The following is a 21,769-nucleotide window of genomic DNA, read 5'->3' as shown; positions in this document are numbered from 1 at the left end:
TTGCATGAAAATATAAGTATAGGGTTTATCAAAAGGGAATTTAGGAAGGATGGAAAAAATGAAGAATCTTGATGGGAAAGTAGCATTAGTAACAGGGGCAAGTCGCGGCATTGGTCGTGCGATTGCGATGAGATTGGCAAACGACGGTGCATTAGTTGCGATTCACTACGGCCGAAATAAAATAGCTGCAGACGAAACAATTAGTGAGATTGAATCTAATGGAGGAAAGGCATTCTTAATTGAAGCTGATCTCAATTTAATGGATGGTGTCAAAAAAATAGTAGAACAATTGAAGAATGAATTACAAATAAGAGTTGGTACATCAGAGATTGATATTTTAGTAAACAATGCAGGGATAGGTACACAAGGGACGATTGAAAATACAACAGAAGAAGTTTTTGATGAAATTATGGCCGTAAATATTAAGGCGCCATTCTTTTTAATTCAGCAAACATTACCGTTACTACGAGTAGAAGGGCGCGTTATTAACATTTCATCAGCGGAAGTAAGACTTGGTTTTACAGGGTCCATTGCATACGGTTTAAGTAAAGGTGCACTAAATACGATGACACTTCCTCTAGCTAAACATCTTGGAGAACGAGGTATAACAGTGAATACAATTATGCCTGGATATACGAAGACAGATATGAATGCGAAATTGCTAGATAATTCAGAAATACGAAATTTTGCTACGAATTCATCTGTGTTCGGACGAATAGGGCAAGTTGAAGATATTGCAGATGTAGTAGCATTCCTTGCTTCTTCTGATAGCCGCTGGGTAACAGGGCAGATTATAGATGTCTCTGGAGGGTTTTGTTTATAGGGTCACTTACTCCATAACCAGCAAGCTAATTAAGTAAATTACTAGTTATGAAACGATCCTCGCTTCATAACTAGTAATTTATAGAAAGGTAGGGATGATAAAGAAGTCTATTAAAACGTGATTTTTTCGCTAGGCAATTTGAATAAGGGGGCTATTTTTAATTATTCATAATCTAAAATAATCCAATTTTATTTTACAGTAACATTAAAACAAAATTATTGACCGCGTGGTACAGAAAGGAGTATTCTATTCATGTTATCTTTAAAATGAGAGGAGGATACGATTGAATAAACGCGGCAGACCTCGAGAGTTTGATTATTCCTCAATTGTAGATGTTGCAATGAAAACATTTTGGTTAAGAGGATATGAAGGATGTTCTACACAAGATTTATGCAGTGATACAGGACTTGGAAAAGGAAGTTTATACAATACTTTCGGTAGTAAACATGAACTGTATAAACAAGTATTAGAACGCTACCATGAAATTGGGATTAGGGAACAAAAGAAATTGTTACATACTCCAATTCCAGTTAAAGAACGATTAAGTAAATTTTTTGAATGGGCATTGAAAGAAGACTTTGAGAATATGGATCAAAAAGGATGTTTATTGATTAATGCCAGTATAGAACGTGCTAAAAACGATTTAATGGTACAAGAAATTTTCTCGAAGCATGTTGAACTTCTTAAACAAGCTATTGAAACAGTGATGGAGGAAGGATTGCAAACAGGTGAAATTTCAAAGGAGCAATCCGCTGAGGAATTAGCTAGTCTGCTTTTAAGCAGTTATTACGGATTCCGTGTTCTTAATGTATCGATGCAAAATCGGATGTTGTCTGAACAAGTTATCAAAGGAACAGTAGAGTCTATTTGTGGCGCTTAGTGCGCCCTTTTTCGCACTATTTTTGTACCGATCATTACAATAATGAATAAGGAGTGTTTTTATGCCATCGATTATTTATTTATTAGCTTTAGCAATCTTTTGTATGACTACATCAGAATTTATGGTTGCAGGTATGATGAATGAACTTGCTCTTGCATTCCAGGTTTCTGTATCATCCATTGGGTATTTAATTTCAGCTTATGCAGGAGCAATGGTAATAGGAGGCCCCATTTTAACTGCAATCCTCTTACGAATGCGCAGCAAACAAGCATTATTGTTTTTAATGTTCATATTTTTAATTGGTCAATCGCTCGGAGCTATTGCTTGGAACTATGATATTATGATGATTTCACGTATTATAACTGGTATTGCTTCAGCTTCAGCTTTTGGAGTTGCGATTTCCTTTTCTGCGACATTGGTTCACTCTGATTCAAGGGGAAAAGCTGCATCAATTGTACTTGCAGGTTTAATGTTCGCAACTGTATTAGGTTTACCTATAACAACCGTTATTTCGCAATATTTTGGCTGGCGTATTAGTTTTGGGGCTGTTTCTGTTCTTGTGCTAGTATCAGCAATTATGATTCAACGGTTGTTACCATCCTCTTCAAATAAAGAGCAATTAAATTGGAAAGATGAACTTCTGCGATTTAAGAATATTCATCTTTGGGCAGCGTACGTAACAAGTATGTTCATTATTGGTGGTACGTTTGCAGCATTTAGTTATTTCACTCCTATCTTTACAAATGTTACAGGGTTTTCAAGTGCAAGTATTCCATATTTACTTGCTCTCTATGGTAGCGCGACAGTAATTGGGAATATAATAATTGGCAAGTTCGCTGATAAATTTACAATGAAAATACTTATGGGTGGATTAATTATATTAATCATAGCGTTGTCTTTATTTGCTTTAAGTGCAGAGAATAAATACATTGCAGTTATTTCTACGATTTTTATTGGTTTAACTGGTGTAGCATTGAATCCAGCTATGGTTGCGAGGGTGATGAAGACAGCTAGTAATGGAATAATGATAAATACCGTTCATAGTTCTTTTATTACGCTAGGTATTGTTATTGGTTCGTCACTAGGTGGTCTTGGGATCAGTAAAGGATATGGTTTTGTATCTCCTCTATGGATTGGAGCTTGTTTAGCTATCCTTGGGGTAATTTCGTTATTCCCATATTTACATAAAGGAAATGTAGATTAAGAGGTTTAAAATTTCTTTATATGGGGGAGCACCCCATCGCTATCAAGCTAAGAAACACATTCTTCACCAAAAACGATAAAAATGATTAACATGTAAAAAATTAGTTCTGGAACTATTATGATATTTTAACTTAATGAGCATGTATGGTGACCCCTAATTTATTTGATTTGAAAATTTATTTCTATACAGATTACAAAATTGAATTAATGAGAAGATTTAATCAGAATCATTTACAAACTGCACTTTCGGGATAAATAAGTTATTATCTAACAACTGTTATTCATCATCACAAAAAATCCAGTAACTTCATCTGGAGAATAATAAACATCTATAAATTATTGTTAGAAGCTGTCCTTTTTGTATTTATCTTTTATAAATTTCTTCAATACATAGATGTAATTCTCAAGTCGGAGGAAGGCACCTTAGGTGTCTTTTTTCATTATAAAAACCCAAAAGCATTTATGTACTTAAGGGCTTATCCATTAAAAAGTATGGGTATTTGGAATTCCTTAAATTAAGAACAAAGTGGAATTATTCCTAAACTAATTAATAGAGCTGCAGCCAACGCTGGAATTGGTACAGGAATCTCGATACCTTCTACACCTAAGAAGTATTGTCCACTTATTACTTTAAAACAAACTAATTCCTCTTTTCTGCTAGAGTTAATGCGTTATAATATTTAATTAAACTATCTGTATGACCGGATTTTATATTTTTATAATGTATATTATTTTGCCATTCTTAGAGTCCTTATAGTATCTTTTTTCTCAATATAAGAACTCTAAAAATGTGTTAATATTTTAATACAAATTCCCTTTTGTGCAATGAGATAGTAATACCCAACAAAAAGCCCACCTATTTTAGTAGGTGGGCCTTATCTTTATTACACAATGTCAAATTACACTCTCTTTTGCTCATAAACTTTATTTAATTTGGATTAGTCAACATGTGGCATTATATACATACTAAAAGTATAATTTTTTCCGGAACTCCACATGTAACTTTCATCGATTCTGCTTAACTGGATAATCTTGAGAAAATATTAACAGAATTAAAAAAATAACATTTTTTCAATTTCCTGTAATTATAATTAAAGGTATTCTGTTAGTGTTATACAAATGTATCTGTCGATTTATTCCATGTATGAATCTAGTCTGGCTATCAACAGAATATTCCACACACAATTGAAAAAGGGGGAAAGTTTATGCAAAGAATTTTAAAATTCCTGTTCATGTCCGTTTTTTCTTTGATTTGTGTTTTGTATGTTCAAACGGACTCTTTTGCCGCACCAGCATACGAGGGAGTTGTCAAAATGAAGCAGCCTTCAGGCGAATCTTTTGAGGGCACGTTACATGGAGATGAATGGTTCCATTGGGTAAGTACAAAGGATGGCGATGTACTTTTACAAGATCAGAAGGGGTATTGGAATTACGCGGAGCTTACATTAGATGAACTGAAATCGACGGGGAAAAAATATAAAATTGATAAGAAGCCTTCAATGGCAGTAAATGAGAACAATTTGAACAAATGGATAAAGAATTACAACCCTCAAGCAAAGAAAAAACAGGAGCACATGAATAAATTACAAAAAGAATCACCAAAAAATATTGATGGAACTGTCACTCCAGTTTTAGGAAACAAAAAATTACTTGTTTTGTTAATTGGGTTTACAGATGTTGATATTGCATATAACGATAACGATTGGAGTAACAAATTCTTTTCTACAAATCAAAAGTCAGTTAAGAATTACTATAATGAAGTAAGTAACGGAAAAGTACAGATAACTCCAGCTCCTGAAACATATGGTACTCAAAATGATGGAGTGGTTAAAGTGAAATTAGATTACGCTCATCCGAGTACATCGGGAAAAAGTATGGGTACGGTTATAACAGATGCACTGGCTAAAGCTGATTCTCAAGTGAATTTTGCTAGTCTTGATACTAATAATGATCAAGTCATTGACTCTAAAGATGGCTTCTACATTGTAAGTTTTCTTGCTGGTAATGAACAGGCTAGTGGTGGTCCACTTCCAAATATTTGGGCACATCAGTCATATGCTCCTAATACAAATCACGATGGTGTTACAGTATCAGGCATGTATACAGCGCAGGGGGAAAAGCAATATGGTCATATGGCGACAATTGGTATACCTGCTCATGAGTTAGGTCATTCTTTTGGTCTTCCAGATCTATATGGCGACAATAACCGTGTGGGTAGTCTAAGTATAATGGGGAATGGAGCTTGGAATAGTCTTCCAGGAGAAGAGTATGGAACTACGCCAGATCATATGGATGCTTGGTCCAAGGTAAAACTAGGTTTTGTAACGCCAAATGTAGTAAATACCAGCAACAATTTTACTCTAAATGCGATCCCAAATAACTATAATGTGTTAAAGATTCCTTTAAAGGATAATACGTATTTTTTAGTTGAGAATCGCGCAAAGGTTGGGTATGATGCGAGCTTACCAACTAATTCTGGTGGTATTGCGGTTTGGCATATTGATGAATCCATGAATAATAATTCCAGTGATCCTCATCCCTTCATTGATATAGAACAATCCGTCAGTGAATACCAAGACCCTTTCTATTACACGAATCAAAATCATGCTGCTTCCTTTAGTCCAGACACCAATCCGAATAGTAATACCTACACGGGAGAAAAATCAGGTGTAACGATTACAACGACAAGCACAAGTAATTCGACTATGAATGTAGCGGTCACAACAAAAGAAGCTAGTTTAATTCCGCAGACAAACTGGACGCTAAAATATGTAGATAGCTATAATTGGTACAATTTAGGTACGTATGCCTTTGACGGAAATAAAGACACATTTTGGCATACAAACTGGAGTCCTGTTGCTCCAATGCCACATGAGATTCAAATTGATTTAGGTGCGACCTATAACCTCTCCAAATTCAGCTACCTGCCAAGGCAAGACGGCCAAATAAACGGAACGATTAAGGATTATGAGTTTTACGTAAGTAGTGATGGAGTGAATTGGGGAACAGCTGTATCCATAGGTGCTTTTGCAAATAATACTAATTTGAAAGAAGTCAACTTTGCAAACAAGACAGGTCGTTATATTAGACTACGTGCATTAAGCGAGGTAAACAATAATCCATGGACAAGTGCGGCAGAAATCAATGTATTTGGAGTGGCTCAATAATATATTCATGAGGGTATTTATTTAAATCATTGATATGCTATTTCAAAAGGTTATCATTCGCTGGGGGTTTCATCCAGCCTTTGATAACCTTCTTATTCTGCTAATATGTAAAAGAAAAACATAGATTGTTAAAATTGACTTTCTTAGCTTAGTTTAGCTTAAATGTGAAACTTTTTAAGGTTTATTTTGTATGCAAATCTTTCAATCACCTACACTTGTCCTTTAGAAATAAGAAACAATCTCACCTGAAATTTATTTTATATAAGCTTAGTTTGATAGAGATGGGGCGCGATCCCATGCCCATCAATTTAAGAATTCAGAATTACCCCAAATGAAAAAATGAGCTTTTTTGCCTTTTATAGCAACGAAGCTGTTTAATGAAAATAAAGTTCTTTTTTATACTATAAAGTTACATAAAAATGAAAGTTGATATTCTCAAATACGAGGGTATCAACTTTTTCCATATAAAGTTATTTAGCAAACGGGGAGAATTAATGGGGGGACATTATGGGGTTATTTGAATTTGAAGAACGATTTAAAAAACAAGTAGAATGCTATGAATTATCTGAGGAACAGTTACAATTTACAGGTAAACCAAAGAAATGTGTAGAATTATCAGAAGGCGATACTGACATACATTCTATATTATTTCTTGCAAATAATGAGCTTATAACATTTTTTGAGCTTCATGAAAATGCAGGCATAAATCCATAATCTAAAAATCCAAAAGCTATGTTATTACGAGCTCTTTCAACGGATTATTATTATCAAGGAAAGGGGCATACCAAACAATCATTATTGTTACTACCTGATTTTGTACGCAAAGAATATCCACATATTAGTGAAATTGTATTGGCTAGCGATAAATGTGAAAAACATTACTGCACAATTATTATATAAAAAATGTGGTTTTATTGATGAAGATGTACGAAAAATAGGAAAAAAAGGCGCACTTATTATTATGAGCTATTATTTAAAAGAGAGAGTGTGTGAAAGATTTGACAACCGAATTAAAAAGTGTAGTTTAGTATTTTCTAAATAAACTACACTCATTATAAAATATTTATAGACTAAAAAGGGGCTTTTTATGTTACATGATGATCCAAAAAGTATACACTCGCAGTCAGCATCCATCTTTGGATAATTGGCTCTTGATTTCCTGTCTCCTGACGTCCCATCACTTCTATTTCATACTGCTCTAACCAGAATTTAGAAGTCTTTAAAAACTTTAAATCTGCACCAAAAGCTCAATACAATTCGTAAATAATTTGATTATAGAACTATTTTTCTGTGGCGAAATAAAGCAAGGCTATGGCCGGAAAAGTGATTCCTATCCATAATGTTAGATTCCATCCTCCTAAGGCATATGCCCATCCTCCAATAAAGGATCCAACTGCACCTCCTAAAAAGAAAATAGCCATAAATAGTCCATTTAATCGACTACGAATTTCTGGACTCAACGAGAAAATTAAACGTTGGCTAAGCACAAGGTTTGCAGATACTCCCATATCCAACAGAATTGCAGCAATTACTAAAACAGCTATTCCGATGGGCGAACTACTTCGAATAATAAGTGGTAGTAATAAAGAAATAATAACAACAGTGAGAACTATCCCAGTGGCGGGTCGTGTCCAGCCAAGATCAGCTAGACGACCACCTATTGGAGCGGCTATTGCACCTGTAATTCCGACAAGTGCATATAATGCTATGGCAGTCTGAGAAAAATGAAAAGCAGGACTAGATAATAATAATGGAACAGTGGTCCAGAATAAGCTGAAAGCCCCAAATACACAAGCATGATAAATGGCACGACGGCGTAAAATTGGAGTAGTTCGTAGTAGTTGCCACATTGAATTAAGTAAGGTGGTATAATTTGTTTTTGCCTTTGGTTTCCTAGTAGGGAGTACTTTCGATAATACAAATGCCAAAACAATAATTACAGTAGAAGATAAAGCAAATATTGCATTCCATCCCCACATACCGGCTACTAAACTAGATATCGGTCGCGCAAGCATAATACCTAATAACAGACCACTCATGACGTTGCCAACTACGCGACCGCGTGTATTTTCAGATGAAAGATATGATACAAGAGGTACGAGCACTTGCGCTGCGACCGAACCCAGTCCGATAAAGAATGAAGCAATTAACAACAAGGTTGCGCTTTTTACAAAAACCATAGAAATGAGTGCAAATGCACTTGAAAATAACAATATAAGTATCAATTTTTTATTCTCAACAATATCCCCCAAAGGCACAAGAAATAATAAGCCAACAACATATCCAATTTGAGTTAGCGTTACAATTAATCCAGCGCTACTATTAGAAAGCCCAATTTCATTACTAATTACCCCAATTAAAGGCTGCGCATAATAAAGATTAGCCACGATGATACCACATGCAGTTGCCAGAAGAATGATTAAACCCGATGAAATTTCCTTATCACTTGCTTTATTTTTAAAATTAGACATAAGTATTTCCCCCATATTTTTATTTCAGAATTACCTTGGTGTATTTTGGAACTTAGATAAAGCCATGATTATTACGAGATTCCTTAACAATTAATAAACTGTACGTTCAGTTTATTAATTAACTAAAATATATACTAAACGTTTAGTTTTGTAAATAGGCTATTTTATTTTTTGTTCATATTAAGTATACTAAACGTATAGTTTATGATTCTTGGAAGGAATGATTAATGTGCAAGGTAAAAGAGGTAGACCACGTAATGTCGAAACCCAAAAAGCTATCCTTTCTGCATCTTATGAGTTATTACTGGAAAGTGGCTTTAAAGCAGTCACAGTCGATAAAATTGCAGACCGTGCTAAAGTTAGTAAAGCTACAATTTATAAATGGTGGCCTAATAAGGCTGCTGTAGTAATGGATGGTTTTCTTTTTGCTGCCGCAGCTAGATTGCCTATACCTGACACAGGTTCAGCATTGAATGATATTTTAATTCATGCTACAAGTTTAACCAAATTTTTGATAAGTCGTGAAGGGACTATTATTACTGAGTTAGTTGGTGAAGGACAATTTGATTCAAAGCTGGCAGAGGAATATCGTACTCGATATTTCCAGCCACGTCGCCTGCAAGCAAAACAACTCCTGGAGAAGGGAATTAAAAGGGGCGAATTAAAAGAAAATCTCGATGTTGACTTAAGTATCGATCTCATTTACGGACCAATTTTCTATCGGTTGCTAGTAACCGGTGAAAAGTTGGATGATTCCTATGTGCATGACTTGGTAATAAATGCATTCGAAGGAATACGCTTGAATTGATTAATATTAAAATGAAGATTTAGAAATTCTACTGTCTCTTATGCGAAGGCAATTTATATTAACTTGGTAAATAAAGTATTTAATTTTTAAAAACTGATGTATATGGAGTGGTCTCCCAATACATCAGTTTAAGAATTAAGGGGATGTTAAAAATAATCAAGATAATTACTCTAAATATAACGTCATGCAAACAATTTTCATTATGGGGATAATATAATATCTTAACTTGATAGACATAGGGGAGCACCCCATCACCATCAAACTAATATTTTCATATCTCCCTAAATTAAAATTTTCTTTCTCTACAGATAGTTATTCTGAGAAGCTGCTCATTTTTTCATTTTGGGAGCATTTCTTTTTCTTAAGTTGATGGGTATGTATGGTGACCCCTATTAGACGATAGTAAATTAACGATTTCGGGGTTCAGTTCAACTTTATTCAAAATAAGATTTTTTTTGCAGTAAAATCAATGTTAGTGGAACTTTTTTAAACAAACTTTTTTCTAAATTAACATAAATACTTGTAATATTTAAATTAGTACTATATAGTTCTAGTTATGACAAAGGTAAAATTAATGAATCAAAGACGTGTGATTGAAGTAGCTGCAACATTATTTTTAGAAAAAGGGTTTGCTTATACAAGTATGGATGAATTAGTACGTGTAAGCAAAGTTTCAAAGTCTAATGTGTATTATCACTTTTCTAATAAGGAAGTATTATTAGAAGCGGTCGTTGATTATTGGATTGAAATGTATCAATCTGCAATTGATGACGTACTTTCTCAGAAGCAATTTTTAGTTGAAGATCGTATCCAACTGTTTTTAAAGCAATTATCACAAGGAGTTCAGTCGAGAGAGTATAAGGGGAGCTGTCCATTTATTACTCTTTATATTCAAAGTCCTAAACAGGCCACGCAAATAAAAGAAAAAATAGGTCTTTTTTTTACAGGATTACAAAAGAAAGTTTCTCTATTACTTAAACAAGGGGTAGAGAATGGAGAATTTAGAAATACGATTCATATTGATGAGGTTGCATCACTTTTTATTACAAATCTTGAAGGAGCGTTATTTATTTCAGAAACATTGAAGGATGCAACTGTAATCACGAAAACAGCAGATCATTTTTTAAAATTGCTTCGATAAAAGAAGCATTTTTTTTATATCAAATTAGTACTGAGTAGTACTAAAAAGGGGGATTTTATATGAGAACAGTATTTTTAACTGGTGGAACAGGCTTTATTGGAAAGCAATTAGTGAAAGAATTAGCCAAAGAGGATGTTAAAATTCTTCTTTTAGTGAGGTCGAAAAGTAAAGCAATACGTCTTTTTCAAGAAAGAGGCATCTTAAAAAAGGAAGTTATGCACTTTATTGAAGGTGATTTGACGAAAATAGATTTAGGTCTAAGTGCTGAAGATAAGGAGAGGGTATTGAAAACGGATGTGATTATTCACGCAGGAGGCCCCATGGATATTCAAGCGACAAGTAAAGAGGCAGCTTCCGTATTTTTAAATGGTGCCAAACATATTAGTGAATTAGCTAAAAGTATTCATCAATTGAAGGGCTTGCAACAATTTATTCATGTTGTAGGTTATATGAGTCCCTTTGATGATAAAAATAGCAAGATTGCAATTGATGTGTTTCAAGAAGGAAATAATTATTTGAAAATAAAAAATCCATATGAGAGAACAAAATTTTTAGCAGATCTTTATATCCGTCAGCAGGCATCAGCAGTAGGTTATCCGCTTTCTTTAATTAATCCGCCAACTGTAGTCGGTAGTAGTAAAACAGGGAGTACAGAGCAGATAGCAGGATTAGGTTTGCTTGTGAAGAGTATGCGAAGAGGGCTCATGCCAGTGATTCCTGGGGGTAAGGGATATAGGTTACCACTTATTTCAAACGATGAGCTTGCGAAGTTTATTGTGCAGGTTTTCAGATTAGAGCAACCGACTATTCAAACATATACACTTGTTGAAGACAAACAGCACGACCAGAACATTGCTGAGTTATTAAGTATTATGTCGGAAAGTATGAATATGAGGGCACCAAAAATCTCTGTCCCAATGCCACTTATGAAAGCAATTATGAATAGTGGAGTAAGTAAAATAACAAAAATTCCTTCTGATGGACTGAATTTTATTACAAGACGAAAATTTTCAAATGTTTCAGCGAAAAAAATGATGGGAGGAGATTGGTTTAAGAAGGCGAGTGTAATGAAATTTTTCCCTGCCGTAGTAGCTGATTTGGATTATCGAATGATGTATCAAAATGGCCAACATAATCATTTATTTAAACGAACATTATGCGATAGCACTACCCTTTACCAATTACAAGGAGAGGGTAAACCGTTTATTTTATTACATGGTTTATTGAGTGATGGAGAGGATTTATTTCCTTTAGCACAAGAGCTTCATGAAAAAACTGGTCAACCTGTATGGATCTTGGATCTTCCAGGTTTGGGACGTTCTCCTTTTAAACAAGAGAAAAATCTTCTAGCTATCTATTTGAATGTAGTGAAAAAGTTATTGGAGAAAGCTACGAATGGTGCACATCTAATTGGCCATTCATTCGGTGCATTTATTCTTCTGGAAGCATTGGTACAAGAGTACATAGATAAGAAGTATTCAATTACGTTACTTCAGCCACCTGTTGTTAAAAAAAATGCTAAATCGCTAAATGTTCCTCAATTTATGAACAAATGGACATTAAAATTGGCAACTACTAATTTGATAGGGCGATATTTATTAAGTAATGGTTTGTTTGAAAGTATCGAGAGTATCCCTGAACATTATATTGAAAAAATAAGAAACAGTTTTACTTCTCCTAGAATTTTAAATACTACGGTCCAGCTTAACAGTTTACTACTAAAAAATAATCAAGGTGATTTCAATGAAGTAACAAAGTATAATCTTCACATTATTTGGGGGGAGTATGACAGAGGCTATTCTGCTCCATCGCATCTTGGTAAGGTTGATTTTGTTCCATATGGTCATCATTTTCCTCTTAGCCATCCGAGTGAAACGGCAACATTAGTAATAAAAAATAGTAATACTAGTAGATGAGAGTGTGGGATAAATAAAAAGTGTGTAGTAAGATCGTTGTGTCTTTGAAATAAAATCGTACTGTTTGGAGTCCCGCGAACAAGACGCAAATTTTGCACGCTAAGCAAAAAACAATAAGCTGTCCACATGGACAGCTTATTTACATTATTCTCGTTATTGGAAGTTATTTTTAACTTTTCCTGATCCGAAAGAGTCAATCTTTGTTTTGTTTTTCTAACAGTTGAATAACCTTATCTAATTTTGTGCGACTGAATCTTGCTTTTTGCGATTGTTAGTATGACAAATTATACGTATAATGCCCCTAAACATTGCACAGATAATTACTAAAATAATAGCAACTCCTATGTAATAAATAGAGTTTTTCATAAGATAATTTATCAATAATTATTCTTTTTTCTCCGGCTGATAGGAAAGAATAACGACACCTGAACTGGTCGTTCTTGTTTCGATCAGTTTTAAAGCCTTTGTATCGTTTCCGGTTTTAAAGAGATGCTTTCCGCTTCCCACGATAACAGGATTGACCATAAAATGATATTCATCAATGAGGTCGTGTTGCATCAATGTCTGTATAAGCTCACCACTACCATAAATTAAAAGGTTCTGACCGGGCTGTTCCTTCAGTTTCGATATTTCTTCTACAATATTACCCTTGATAAGATTTGCATTCCATTCGGTTTTTTCCAAAGTTGTTGAAGCAACAAATTTAGGCATGCTGTTCATCTTATCAGCAAAACCTTCTTCATCAGTCATAGAAGGCCAAGCAGCTGCAAAACCTTGATAGGTTACTCGCCCTAGTAGAAGAGCCTCACTTTCAAACAGCAAATTGGATTGAAACTTTGCTACTTCTTCATTGAAATATGGAGCAGTCCAAGCTGGTTCCTCCATGACACCATCTAGTGAGAGGTACATCGATACAATTATTTGTCCCATTTTGTTCTCCTTTAGTTTTAAATTGAGATTTTTACATATTGGTAACACAATTATTAATTCTTCAGCTAGAGAAATTCTCCCTTTTTAATAGTTTCGACAAAATATATTTATGTGTGTTTCGGAATAAACTAATATATATTAATAATTTTGAAATATTGTATAACTTCTAATTTTTATGCATTATTGATTAGAATTGCTTATTGTGCTAAGGAATCAGGATAGTGTGGCGACCGACTAAATAGTTGCTTAGCCTCAATTATTAGAAGGGAAGTTCTATCATTTCGCGAATTTATTAGACATAGACGAGTGCTATAATTTTCTATATATACATAAAGAGGTGACTACGCATGAATCAAAGACCGTCAGAAGAAGAATACGCTGGGAGCTCCGGCGAATATATCCGTTTGGTGCCAGACGGTAACATCATCGACATTCTGCTCGCTCAGGAAAAGCAAATGACCGAGCTCCTGGCATCGTTGACCGAAAGCCAGGCCGCATATCGGTATGCGGAAGGAAAATGGACACTGAAAGAAGTTGTGGGCCACATTACAGACGCGGAACGCGTCATGACCTACCGCCTGCTCCGGTTCGCAAGAGGGGACCAGACGCCGCTGACCGGTTTCGATCAGGAATTGTTCATGCCTCCTTTCGGAAGCTGGACAATCGCGCAACTGGCCGAAGACTACCAGGCCGTCCGGCAATCAACGATCACATTGCTGCGCGGGCTACCGGCGGAGGCGTGGAACCGCAAGGGTACAGCCAACAACCTAAGCATTACGGCGCGCGCCCTCGCGTACGGCATCGCAGGACACGAACTTCATCACATGGGAGTCATCCGAAATCGGTACTTGAGTTAATCGTCGGCTGAGGCCTTTTGAATGGAACTAACACCTTTCATACAATCTTAGATACCGTTCTTATTGGGGCCCGCCCCACAACCATCAACTTAAGGATTTAGACTATTTTTGAAATTGAAAGCACGTTACTATTCTCTTATGTTAATGAGAAAGGGTGACGTGCTTTTTATGATTATGCACTAAAAACAAGAGTTATCTTTATTTGCTGAAGAGTTATATCGATTTTTCTCATTTTGGGGTATTTGTTTTTCTTAGCTTGATGGTAATGGGGCACTACTCTATAATGGTCAAATTAAAATTTAAAACAGTTATAGAGACTCCATTCCTCGGAAATATTGTAACTATTAAGTTGTAAAAAGAACCGTAGTTTTTCATTTTTGAAAAAGCTATGGTCTTTTTTAATTGTAACAAAGATATAATGGGAGGAAGTTTTTTCTAAATCAAAAAAACTTGATGAATTAGTTGCATAAAGAACTAAACAGCGTATATACTATAAACATCAAAAAAATTGATGAAGGGAAGTGAACTACAGTGGCACAAAATTTTCAGTTATATGAGAAAAAGTTTAAAGCGTTGGCTGATCAAAAACGTTTAGAAATCATGTATGAGCTTTGCCAGCGGGGCCAGACGTGTGTATGTGATTTAACAGAAGTTTTTGAAATGACGCAATCTAAGTTGTCCTATCATTTAAAGGTTTTATTAGATGCGGGTTTAATTGTGAAAGAAACAAAAGGTACGTGGAGTTATTATGATTTAAATGATGCGGAAGTAAATAATTTATTATCAGAAGAATTATGCTGTATCTTTAGAAAAACAGGGAAAGGTAGTTGCTGTTAAAATTTTGAGTCATTAATCAAAAAAAATTGATTAATAATATATAAAGAGGAGGAATAAGCTATGAGATATGTTCACGTCGGTATAAACGTTACGGATTTAGAGAAGTCTATTGAATTTTACGAAAAGGTATTTGGTGTGTCACCAGTTAAGGTGAAGGTGGATTATGCAAAATTTTTATTAGAGACGCCAGGACTTAATTTCACGCTGAACGTAAGAGATGAAGTGAAGGGAAACCAAGTAAATCATTTCGGTTTCCAAGTGGATACAGCTGAAGAGATTACATTGCATAAAGAAAGATTAGAAAAAGAAGGGTTCTTTGCACGTGATGAGATGGATACGACTTGTTGCTATGCAGTACAAGATAAGTTTTGGGTAACAGATCCTGACGGGAACGAGTGGGAATTCTTTTATACAAAAGCACAGAGTGATGTTCATAAAATTGAAGATCCATCTTGTTGTACGACTTCTAACGTAGTAGAACAAAATTCTTGTTGTTAATAGGAGATGGAAAATAAAATGAAACGTTTATCTTTTCTAGATCGATATTTAACACTATGGATTTTTCTAGCTATGGCTGTTGGGATTGGTTTAGGGTTTGTGTTTCCTAGTGTAGTAGACGGACTACATACATTACAGGTTGGAACGACGTCTATTCCACTTGCTGTTGGTTTAATTGTAATGATGTATCCACCATTAGCGAAAGTTCGCTATGAGGAAATGGGCCGAGTATTTAAAGATGTAAAAGTGTTAGTTCTATCTTTAGTACAAAACTGGATTATTGGTCCGGTACTTATGTTTGTGTTAGCAATTATTTTTCTTCCTGATAAACCAGAATACATGGTTGGTCTCATTATGATTGGGTTAGCACGTTGCATTGCGATGGTCATTGTTTGGAACGATCTTGCCGATGGAGATAAAGAGTATGCGGCAGGTTTAGTTGCTTTTAATTCGGTATTCCAAATGCTTTTTTTCTCAGTTTATGCATACGTATTTGTAACTGTAATTCCAGAATGGTTAGGGATTGAAGGTGCTATTGTCGATATTACAATGATAGAAGTAGCAAAATCAGTATTTATCTATTTGGGAATTCCTTTTATAGCAGGTATGTTGACACGCTTTGTACTAGTTAAGTTAAAAGGAAGACAGTGGTATGAAAAGGTGTTTATACCTAAAATTAGTTCACTTACATTACTTGCATTGCTATTTACGATCGTCATTATGTTTTCTTTAAAAGGAGAGATGATTGTTAGCGTGCCACTAGATGTGGTAAGAATAGCGATTCCGTTATTAATCTATTTTATTGTAATGTTTTTTGTATCTTTCTTTATGGGAAGAAAAATTGGTGCAAACTATCCGGTGACGACAACATTAGCATTTACAGCAGGTAGTAATAACTTTGAGTTAGCAATTGCTGTAGCAGTTGGGGTGTTTGGTATTCATTCAGGCGCAGCATTTGCAGCAGTTATCGGACCATTAGTTGAAGTACCTGTAATGATTGCACTTGTAAACGTCGCTTTTTGGTTTAAGCGTAAATATTTTAATGATCAACCAGCATAATTTAAAAACAAAGGCGGAAAACAACATGGAAAACAAAAAGACAATCTATTTCTTATGCACAGGAAATTCATGCCGAAGCCAAATGGCAGAAGCATGGGGCAAACAATATTTAGGTGATAAATGGAATGTATATTCTGCAGGAATTGAAGCACATGGAGTAAATCCAAATGCAATTAAAGCAATGAACGAAGTAAATATCGACATAACAAATCAAACATCAGATATAATTGATGCAAACATTTTAAATAGTGCTGATTTAGTCGTTACGCTTTGTAGTCATGCGGATTCTGTTTGTCCATCTACGCCGCCGCATGTAAATCGTGTTCATTGGGGATTTGATGATCCAGCAGGAAAAGAGTGGTCCGAATTTCAACGTGTTCGTGATGAAATTGGTGAACGTATAAAGCGATTTTCTGAAACAGGGGAGTAAATAAAGGAAAGAGTCAATCTTCTATCTTATAGGGGATTGGCTCTTTTTTATTGTACATAGTCATGACTGTATTGGTTCGCATAAATTACCGGAAAATAGAGGGTATTCTATTGAATTGATAAAATTAGAAATCTATTTAATCATGTAGGTGTTCACAAATAATAAATTCATTTAAAAGATAATATAGTTGTTTAGAATTAGAGATGGTATGATGAATAATTACAATATCTTCCTTGTTTTATGTATAATTTAATAAAGGGATTTTTGGATATTGAAATAAAGGGTAGTATATTAGCGCAAGGGGGAGAATGATGGATAAGTTGTTACAAGAAATTATAAATTGGTTAAGGATGAGCGATGAAAAAATTGTTATTGGTATTTCAGGACATGGTGCAGCTGGAAAAACAACGTTTGCTAATAGACTCGTAAATCTACTAAATCAAAATGAAGTAAATTATATTAATACAGATCCTTACATTGTCAGTTCGGATATCCGTAAGCATGCAGTGATTCACTATACATATCAAAATGAAAATCATCGTTATAAAATGACAGCTTGTCATCCAGCGGCACACCATTTGGCAGCTTTAGAAAGAGATATTCAGATGGTTAGAGCTGGGCTGGATTTTTATACGATAGATACGCATTATATGAAAAGTAAGTTGATTTCTTCGAAAAATAAAGTAACGATTGTGGAGGGAATGAGTGCCGCATTTATTAACCCTGATTTATTTGATTTGAAAATTTATTTTTATACAGATGGCGAAACGGAACTAATGAGAAGATCAAGCCGGGATATAGCTGAAAGGGGAGCGGATATAAGTTATTTAAGGCAGTCTCATGAAGAACGACGGATTCAATATGAAGTATTTATGCATTCGTATAGTCAGCGTTTTGATATCATTATCAAAACTTCTGATGAAACAATATGTTTAGAAAAGAATACATTTGAGTTTTATAAAATTTAAATGAAAATCCTCACTTTGTTAATTACATTATGACGGTTAATTTTTCTTACGGGGTACTTGTATTAAACAAATGTATTATTTAATCAATAATACATTCACTATGAAATATCTAAATTTAAAAAAAGATTTAGTAGCCTTCTTTCATCTACATAGATAGAAGGCTACTGTAATTTTTGCATGAAAGGAGAATAGAATGAAACATATAATAAAAGACATATTAATAAATTATTTTAAAGAAATTCATTCACTAGCAGTGGAAGAAGAATTGCATAAGGATGGTTGGAATACGGATCTGCATTATAAAATAATGGTAAATGGAAAGCGATATTCCGCAAGATTTATAAATAGCAAGCGAACAATCAATCCAGCCTTTGGGGCGTTATCAAACGAACAACTGATAGAGCAAGTACGGTTTACCTATTATTTACGCGAACATGAAATTCCTTTTATGCAGATAAACAAGAATAGGGCAGGAGAGCCATTTACACTTGTCGCTTGGAATGATGAACAATACCGATTTGTATTGTCTAATTGGATTGAGGGAGAACATATTACGCATTGCACAGAAAACATTGTAGAAGCCTTCGGAAAGGAAGCAAGAAAGATTCATGATATTTCTTGCGCATTTCAAAGCTCGATTTTTCAAAAGATATCTCATTTGGATGGGTATGTTGAGTTTATTAATATGTTAGAAAGTAGGGCAAGCGCATGTAAGGAATTGCGGGAGTATATAGATCTTGCTAAATATCATATAGAGTGCGCATATACGAGTGAACTAGAATTTATCGTACAAACAGATTTAAATCCTTTGAATGTTTTATGGGGCTCAAGTCAAAAGGTAAAAGGAATTGTGGATTTTGAATCTATTAGTTATGTTGACCGCATTGAAGGACTAGCCTTTTTAATAAAATGGTATTCTCGAACAGAAGGAGTACAGTCTCATGAGGTGTGTTCGAAGGTTGCTAGTTCATTTTTAGTAGGGTATAAGGCCCATAATATTTTAACACCAAATGATTATAAGAGATTTTCTTCCTTGTTATGGTTATCCGGTAGTTTGAATTGGAATTTTGTGAAGAAAACGCTAGGTGTAATAAGTGATGAGAGGGAATTAGAAGAACATTTGGAAGTTTATAGAGTGAGGGGAGAAAGACTATCTTCATTATTAACTTGTACATAACATGTATTCTCCTAGTCTGGGACTCAAATAAGAAACCATAGGATGTGTTCTAAAAAATGAAAATACAAATAGTATTGTTTGATGGTTTCGGAGAACTTGTCTCTTTCGCACCGTTTGAGGTACTGAAAAGAGCTATAGAAGAAGGGGCTCCATTTATAGTTGAATTCGTTTCGAGTGAACAAAAGCAGGAAGTTATTACCTCGTTTGGAGTTACAGTTAAACTACATGATTTTTTACGAATGGAGAATCGTCCAGATTTGTTAATTGTACCTGGTGGTGGCTGGAATCATAAAGCAGAGCATGGGGCACGAAAGCAAGCAGAGCTTGGAACTTTGACTAAAATGATTAGCGAGATGCACAATGCAGGAACAATCGTTGCTGGTGTGTGTACAGGAGGTATGCTATTAGCTGCCTCTGGTATATTGAACGGTCGAAAGGCAACGATGCACTATTTGGCACAGGATGAAATGAGTGAATACGGGGCAGAGCTTCTTCATTACAGAATTGCGGATCAAGGGGATGTTATCACTGCAAGAGGAGTCACTTCAGGAGTTGATTTGGGGCTTTGGATCACGGAAAGATTCGCAAGCCTTAAAATTGCGGCTGCCGTTGAATACAGAATGGAATATGAGAGGCGAGGTGTTGTTTGGAAGTAATTTGCTTTCTTTTTTATCCTATTTTAAATGGGAGGGGGGGCTGCCCATAAAAGCCCAATTCATATGTACTAATAATCAGTCGGGATGCCAAAACTCCTACTGATTAAAGTTTCATTTTATAATTTTTATTTTATTAAAAGTTGATTTGTTAGAAAGGATAATCATTTATTGATATAATGAATGGATGCGTGGCAGGAAATAGATAGAAAGATACTGCTAGTAATTTATACTTAAAATGTAGGGAGATTGAACAGAGTTATGGGGACAGAAAAAGAAATTAGTTCCGCTAAATTAATATGGAAGATGACGCGCCCGCATACGTTAACGGCGACGTTTTCTCCTGTAATTTTAGGAACAGTGGCATCACTTTATGTTGCCAAAATTGATTGGCTGTTATTTATTGCGATGATGGCTGCATGTTTAGCATTGCAAATAGCAACGAACTTATTTAATGAGTACTATGATTTTAAACGTGGATTAGACACTGCTGAATCCGTTGGCATCGGTGGCGGAATTGTCCGTCATGGATTGAAGCCAAAAAATGTGTTAACAGTTGCGCTTTTATTATATGTCGTAGCAGCTTTTATTGGCATTTATATTTGTATGAATAGTAGTTGGTGGTTAGTGGTTATTGGTTTAATTGGGATGGCAGTTGGCTATTTATATACAGGTGGTCCACTACCAATTGCGTACACCCCGTTTGGAGAATTAGTTTCTGGATTGTTAATGGGGACATGTTTTGTACTCATTGCTTTCTTTATTCAAACGAATACTGTAACGATTGAAAGTGTATTGATTTCCATTCCAATTGGAATTTTAGTAGGTGCAATCAATATGTCGAATAACATCAGAGATATCGAAGAAGATATTAAAGGTGGAAGAAAGACATTAGTAATCCTCCTTGGGAGAGAGAAAGCTGTGGTAACACTAGCGGTAGCCTTTTTCATTGCGTATTTATGGATTGCCGTAATTGTATTAATGGGTTATATAAGCCCTTGGGCATTAGTTATGTTCCTAGGTTTGAGAAAGCCAATTTCTGCGATTCAAAGTTTCCAAAAAGGGGCAAAGGATCCCGGATATATGCGCATCGCAATGAAATCAACAGCAATGACAAATACGATTTTCGGCTTCTTATTGTCAGCAGGATTATTAATTAGTTATTTGTTTTAAATAAAAAATATTGTTACGTGACTAAACCCCAATTTCTCGATTTTAATATGGAGAGATTGGGGTTTTATTTTTATAGCGTGTATTTTCCCTTTTAATCAAAAGCAAACTTTAAAAACAAATAAAAATATCAAGCATGTGAGCATCAAGAACGGAAGTGCATGAAATATACATCTTTAGCTTGATGGGTATGTGGCGGTACCCCTATGCCAATCAAGCTAATATTTTGAAATGCCCCAAAAACGAAAATTTTATCTTTTCATAGGTGTCCATGAGAGTTGAACTCATTTTTTCGTTTTGGGGTAATTTTGAATTCTTAAATTGATGGCAATATGGTGAGACCCTTTAATCATAATTAGCATTATGATAATCGTTATTTAAGCTGGGCACTCTTCCATGGGGACGATATTCTATGTGAAAGGTATTATGTTATTACTTGTACTGAGGCTCTTCATGTTCAATTTGTTGAAGACGAGGATTTAAAGATTCAATAATTTCTTGAGTTTGTTGTGCTGCACCTTTATATAATTGTTTTGCTTGCTTGTTATCAGTATCAAGAACAAATCCTTCTAGGCATGCTTGAGCACTCTTTAATCCAGCGATAGTTTGTTTAAGTTTAGTACTTACTGTCATGTAGTATTCCTCCTTGTAAATGTACTTCAAAATATAGAGTGCCTATTTTATTATCATTGTACGACTTCCAATTTTAGGGTTATGCGAATGAGAAATTTTATAGTTAATCATTCAAAGAGGGATTTTTTTAGCTAATAGATGCATGGAA

The 21,769-nt window shown here is 34.8% G+C and carries 21 protein-coding genes and 2 pseudogenes; 18 read left to right on the top strand and 5 right to left on the bottom strand.

What is annotated here, in order from left to right:
* The first annotated feature begins 58 nt into the window (after positions 1-58).
* The 6 genes from N2V80_RS15840 (at position 59) to N2V80_RS15815 (ending at position 7,115) form a co-directional block, all read left to right on the top strand.
* Positions 59-823 (top strand): SDR family oxidoreductase, encoded by a 765-nt coding sequence (locus N2V80_RS15840; RefSeq protein ID WP_033667410.1) that lies wholly within the window; start codon positions 59-61, stop codon positions 821-823.
* A gap of 283 nt (positions 824-1,106) precedes the next feature.
* Entirely contained in the window at positions 1,107-1,703 is a 597-nt protein-coding gene (locus N2V80_RS15835; RefSeq protein WP_061654902.1) for a TetR/AcrR family transcriptional regulator, read from the top strand.
* Positions 1,704-1,764: 61 nt separating this feature from the next.
* Positions 1,765-2,907, top strand: coding sequence for an MFS transporter (locus N2V80_RS15830; protein ID WP_001139233.1), 1,143 nt, complete (start codon positions 1,765-1,767; stop codon positions 2,905-2,907).
* 1,204 nt (positions 2,908-4,111) lie between these two features.
* Positions 4,112-6,073: a M6 family metalloprotease domain-containing protein gene (locus tag N2V80_RS15825; RefSeq protein WP_061654901.1), complete on the top strand. Its 1,962-nt coding sequence runs from the start codon at positions 4,112-4,114 to the stop codon at positions 6,071-6,073.
* A 507-nt stretch (positions 6,074-6,580) separates the two neighbouring features.
* On the top strand, positions 6,581-6,787 hold the full coding sequence (locus N2V80_RS15820; protein ID WP_061654900.1) for a hypothetical protein: 207 nt from the start codon (positions 6,581-6,583) through the stop codon (positions 6,785-6,787).
* Positions 6,788-6,941: 154 nt separating this feature from the next.
* On the top strand, positions 6,942-7,115 hold the full coding sequence (locus N2V80_RS15815; protein WP_002197198.1) for a hypothetical protein: 174 nt from the start codon (positions 6,942-6,944) through the stop codon (positions 7,113-7,115).
* 58 nt (positions 7,116-7,173) lie between these two features.
* Here the strand turns inward: N2V80_RS15815 and N2V80_RS15810 are convergent.
* Positions 7,174-7,320, bottom strand: a pseudogene (locus N2V80_RS15810) (VOC family protein); the annotation flags it as partial.
* A gap of 33 nt (positions 7,321-7,353) precedes the next feature.
* Positions 7,354-8,544: an MFS transporter gene (locus N2V80_RS15805; protein WP_000064501.1), complete on the bottom strand. Its 1,191-nt coding sequence runs from the start codon at positions 8,542-8,544 to the stop codon at positions 7,354-7,356.
* Between the two features lie 220 nt (positions 8,545-8,764).
* Here N2V80_RS15805 and N2V80_RS15800 point away from each other — a divergent pair, with 220 nt between their 5' ends.
* The 3 genes from N2V80_RS15800 (at position 8,765) to N2V80_RS15790 (ending at position 12,409) form a co-directional block, all read left to right on the top strand.
* Entirely contained in the window at positions 8,765-9,352 is a 588-nt protein-coding gene (locus N2V80_RS15800; RefSeq protein ID WP_002062846.1) for a TetR/AcrR family transcriptional regulator, read from the top strand.
* 574 nt (positions 9,353-9,926) lie between these two features.
* The gene (locus N2V80_RS15795; RefSeq protein WP_061654899.1) at positions 9,927-10,493 is read left to right on the top strand and encodes a TetR/AcrR family transcriptional regulator; all 567 of its coding nucleotides are present in this window, start codon (positions 9,927-9,929) and stop codon (positions 10,491-10,493) included.
* 59 nt (positions 10,494-10,552) lie between these two features.
* On the top strand, positions 10,553-12,409 hold the full coding sequence (locus tag N2V80_RS15790) for an alpha/beta fold hydrolase (RefSeq protein WP_061654898.1): 1,857 nt from the start codon (positions 10,553-10,555) through the stop codon (positions 12,407-12,409).
* 193 nt (positions 12,410-12,602) lie between these two features.
* Here N2V80_RS15790 and N2V80_RS15785 read toward each other — a convergent pair.
* Together N2V80_RS15785 and N2V80_RS15780 are read right to left on the bottom strand one after the other, a co-directional pair.
* Positions 12,603-12,775 (bottom strand): annotated as a pseudogene (locus N2V80_RS15785) (DUF4083 family protein).
* An 18-nt stretch (positions 12,776-12,793) separates the two neighbouring features.
* Entirely contained in the window at positions 12,794-13,339 is a 546-nt protein-coding gene (locus N2V80_RS15780; RefSeq protein ID WP_000529760.1) for a dihydrofolate reductase family protein, read from the bottom strand.
* Between the two features lie 347 nt (positions 13,340-13,686).
* Between N2V80_RS15780 and N2V80_RS15775 the strand changes: the two genes are divergently transcribed.
* The 9 genes from N2V80_RS15775 (at position 13,687) to menA (ending at position 20,991) form a co-directional block, all read left to right on the top strand.
* On the top strand, positions 13,687-14,196 hold the full coding sequence (locus tag N2V80_RS15775) for a DinB family protein (protein WP_001076316.1): 510 nt from the start codon (positions 13,687-13,689) through the stop codon (positions 14,194-14,196).
* Positions 14,197-14,727: 531 nt separating this feature from the next.
* A complete protein-coding gene (arsR, locus tag N2V80_RS15770; protein ID WP_002062841.1) occupies positions 14,728-15,033 on the top strand; it encodes an arsenical resistance operon transcriptional regulator ArsR in 306 nt (101 codons plus the stop codon).
* Between the two features lie 60 nt (positions 15,034-15,093).
* Entirely contained in the window at positions 15,094-15,531 is a 438-nt protein-coding gene (locus N2V80_RS15765) for an ArsI/CadI family heavy metal resistance metalloenzyme (RefSeq protein WP_001270993.1), read from the top strand.
* Between the two features lie 18 nt (positions 15,532-15,549).
* Positions 15,550-16,590, top strand: coding sequence for an ACR3 family arsenite efflux transporter (arsB, locus tag N2V80_RS15760; protein WP_061654897.1), 1,041 nt, complete (start codon positions 15,550-15,552; stop codon positions 16,588-16,590).
* A 25-nt stretch (positions 16,591-16,615) separates the two neighbouring features.
* Complete coding sequence (arsC, locus tag N2V80_RS15755; RefSeq protein ID WP_000428354.1) at positions 16,616-17,020, top strand: arsenate reductase (thioredoxin); 405 nt, start codon at positions 16,616-16,618, stop codon at positions 17,018-17,020.
* Between the two features lie 311 nt (positions 17,021-17,331).
* The gene (locus tag N2V80_RS15750) at positions 17,332-17,988 is read left to right on the top strand and encodes a uridine kinase family protein (RefSeq protein ID WP_000359535.1); all 657 of its coding nucleotides are present in this window, start codon (positions 17,332-17,334) and stop codon (positions 17,986-17,988) included.
* A gap of 193 nt (positions 17,989-18,181) precedes the next feature.
* The gene (locus N2V80_RS15745) at positions 18,182-19,165 is read left to right on the top strand and encodes a phosphotransferase (RefSeq protein ID WP_061654896.1); all 984 of its coding nucleotides are present in this window, start codon (positions 18,182-18,184) and stop codon (positions 19,163-19,165) included.
* A gap of 56 nt (positions 19,166-19,221) precedes the next feature.
* The gene (locus tag N2V80_RS15740) at positions 19,222-19,821 is read left to right on the top strand and encodes a DJ-1/PfpI family protein (protein ID WP_061654895.1); all 600 of its coding nucleotides are present in this window, start codon (positions 19,222-19,224) and stop codon (positions 19,819-19,821) included.
* A 258-nt stretch (positions 19,822-20,079) separates the two neighbouring features.
* Positions 20,080-20,991 carry a 1,4-dihydroxy-2-naphthoate polyprenyltransferase gene (gene menA, locus N2V80_RS15735; protein ID WP_061654894.1) on the top strand — a complete coding sequence of 304 codons (912 nt, stop codon included), beginning with the start codon at positions 20,080-20,082 and terminating at the stop codon, positions 20,989-20,991.
* 429 nt (positions 20,992-21,420) lie between these two features.
* On the opposite strand, the gene N2V80_RS15730 is transcribed toward menA, so the two are convergent.
* Positions 21,421-21,621 carry a DUF1657 domain-containing protein gene (locus N2V80_RS15730; RefSeq protein ID WP_000218933.1) on the bottom strand — a complete coding sequence of 67 codons (201 nt, stop codon included), beginning with the start codon at positions 21,619-21,621 and terminating at the stop codon, positions 21,421-21,423.
* Between the last annotated feature and the right edge of the window lie 148 nt (positions 21,622-21,769).

It is taken from the genome of Bacillus sp. FSL W8-0640 (genome assembly GCF_038007725.1).
In the GTDB taxonomy this organism is placed as follows: domain Bacteria; phylum Bacillota; class Bacilli; order Bacillales; family Bacillaceae_G; genus Bacillus_A; species Bacillus_A cereus.
Note: the sequence above shows the minus strand (reverse complement) of the source record. Positions and strands in the feature narration are given on the sequence as shown.

What these genes read in the sequence shown, in the direction of transcription:
- N2V80_RS15840 (WP_033667410.1), top strand. Translation starts at nt 59, where the DNA reads ATGAAGAATCTTGATGGGAAAGTAGCATTAGTAACAGGGGCAAGTCGC.
- N2V80_RS15830 (WP_001139233.1), top strand. Translation starts at nt 1,765, where the DNA reads ATGCCATCGATTATTTATTTATTAGCTTTAGCAATCTTTTGTATGACT.
- N2V80_RS15825 (WP_061654901.1), top strand. Translation starts at nt 4,112, where the DNA reads ATGCAAAGAATTTTAAAATTCCTGTTCATGTCCGTTTTTTCTTTGATT.
- N2V80_RS15820 (WP_061654900.1), top strand. Translation starts at nt 6,581, where the DNA reads ATGGGGTTATTTGAATTTGAAGAACGATTTAAAAAACAAGTAGAATGC.
- N2V80_RS15805 (WP_000064501.1), bottom strand. Translation starts at nt 8,544, where the DNA reads ATGTCTAATTTTAAAAATAAAGCAAGTGATAAGGAAATTTCATCGGGT.
- N2V80_RS15800 (WP_002062846.1), top strand. Translation starts at nt 8,765, where the DNA reads ATGATTAATGTGCAAGGTAAAAGAGGTAGACCACGTAATGTCGAAACC.
- N2V80_RS15795 (WP_061654899.1), top strand. Translation starts at nt 9,927, where the DNA reads ATGAATCAAAGACGTGTGATTGAAGTAGCTGCAACATTATTTTTAGAA.
- N2V80_RS15790 (WP_061654898.1), top strand. Translation starts at nt 10,553, where the DNA reads ATGAGAACAGTATTTTTAACTGGTGGAACAGGCTTTATTGGAAAGCAA.
- N2V80_RS15780 (WP_000529760.1), bottom strand. Translation starts at nt 13,339, where the DNA reads ATGGGACAAATAATTGTATCGATGTACCTCTCACTAGATGGTGTCATG.
- N2V80_RS15775 (WP_001076316.1), top strand. Translation starts at nt 13,687, where the DNA reads ATGAATCAAAGACCGTCAGAAGAAGAATACGCTGGGAGCTCCGGCGAA.
- N2V80_RS15765 (WP_001270993.1), top strand. Translation starts at nt 15,094, where the DNA reads ATGAGATATGTTCACGTCGGTATAAACGTTACGGATTTAGAGAAGTCT.
- arsB (WP_061654897.1), top strand. Translation starts at nt 15,550, where the DNA reads ATGAAACGTTTATCTTTTCTAGATCGATATTTAACACTATGGATTTTT.
- arsC (WP_000428354.1), top strand. Translation starts at nt 16,616, where the DNA reads ATGGAAAACAAAAAGACAATCTATTTCTTATGCACAGGAAATTCATGC.
- N2V80_RS15750 (WP_000359535.1), top strand. Translation starts at nt 17,332, where the DNA reads ATGGATAAGTTGTTACAAGAAATTATAAATTGGTTAAGGATGAGCGAT.
- N2V80_RS15745 (WP_061654896.1), top strand. Translation starts at nt 18,182, where the DNA reads ATGAAACATATAATAAAAGACATATTAATAAATTATTTTAAAGAAATT.
- N2V80_RS15740 (WP_061654895.1), top strand. Translation starts at nt 19,222, where the DNA reads ATGAAAATACAAATAGTATTGTTTGATGGTTTCGGAGAACTTGTCTCT.
- menA (WP_061654894.1), top strand. Translation starts at nt 20,080, where the DNA reads ATGGGGACAGAAAAAGAAATTAGTTCCGCTAAATTAATATGGAAGATG.
- N2V80_RS15730 (WP_000218933.1), bottom strand. Translation starts at nt 21,621, where the DNA reads ATGACAGTAAGTACTAAACTTAAACAAACTATCGCTGGATTAAAGAGT.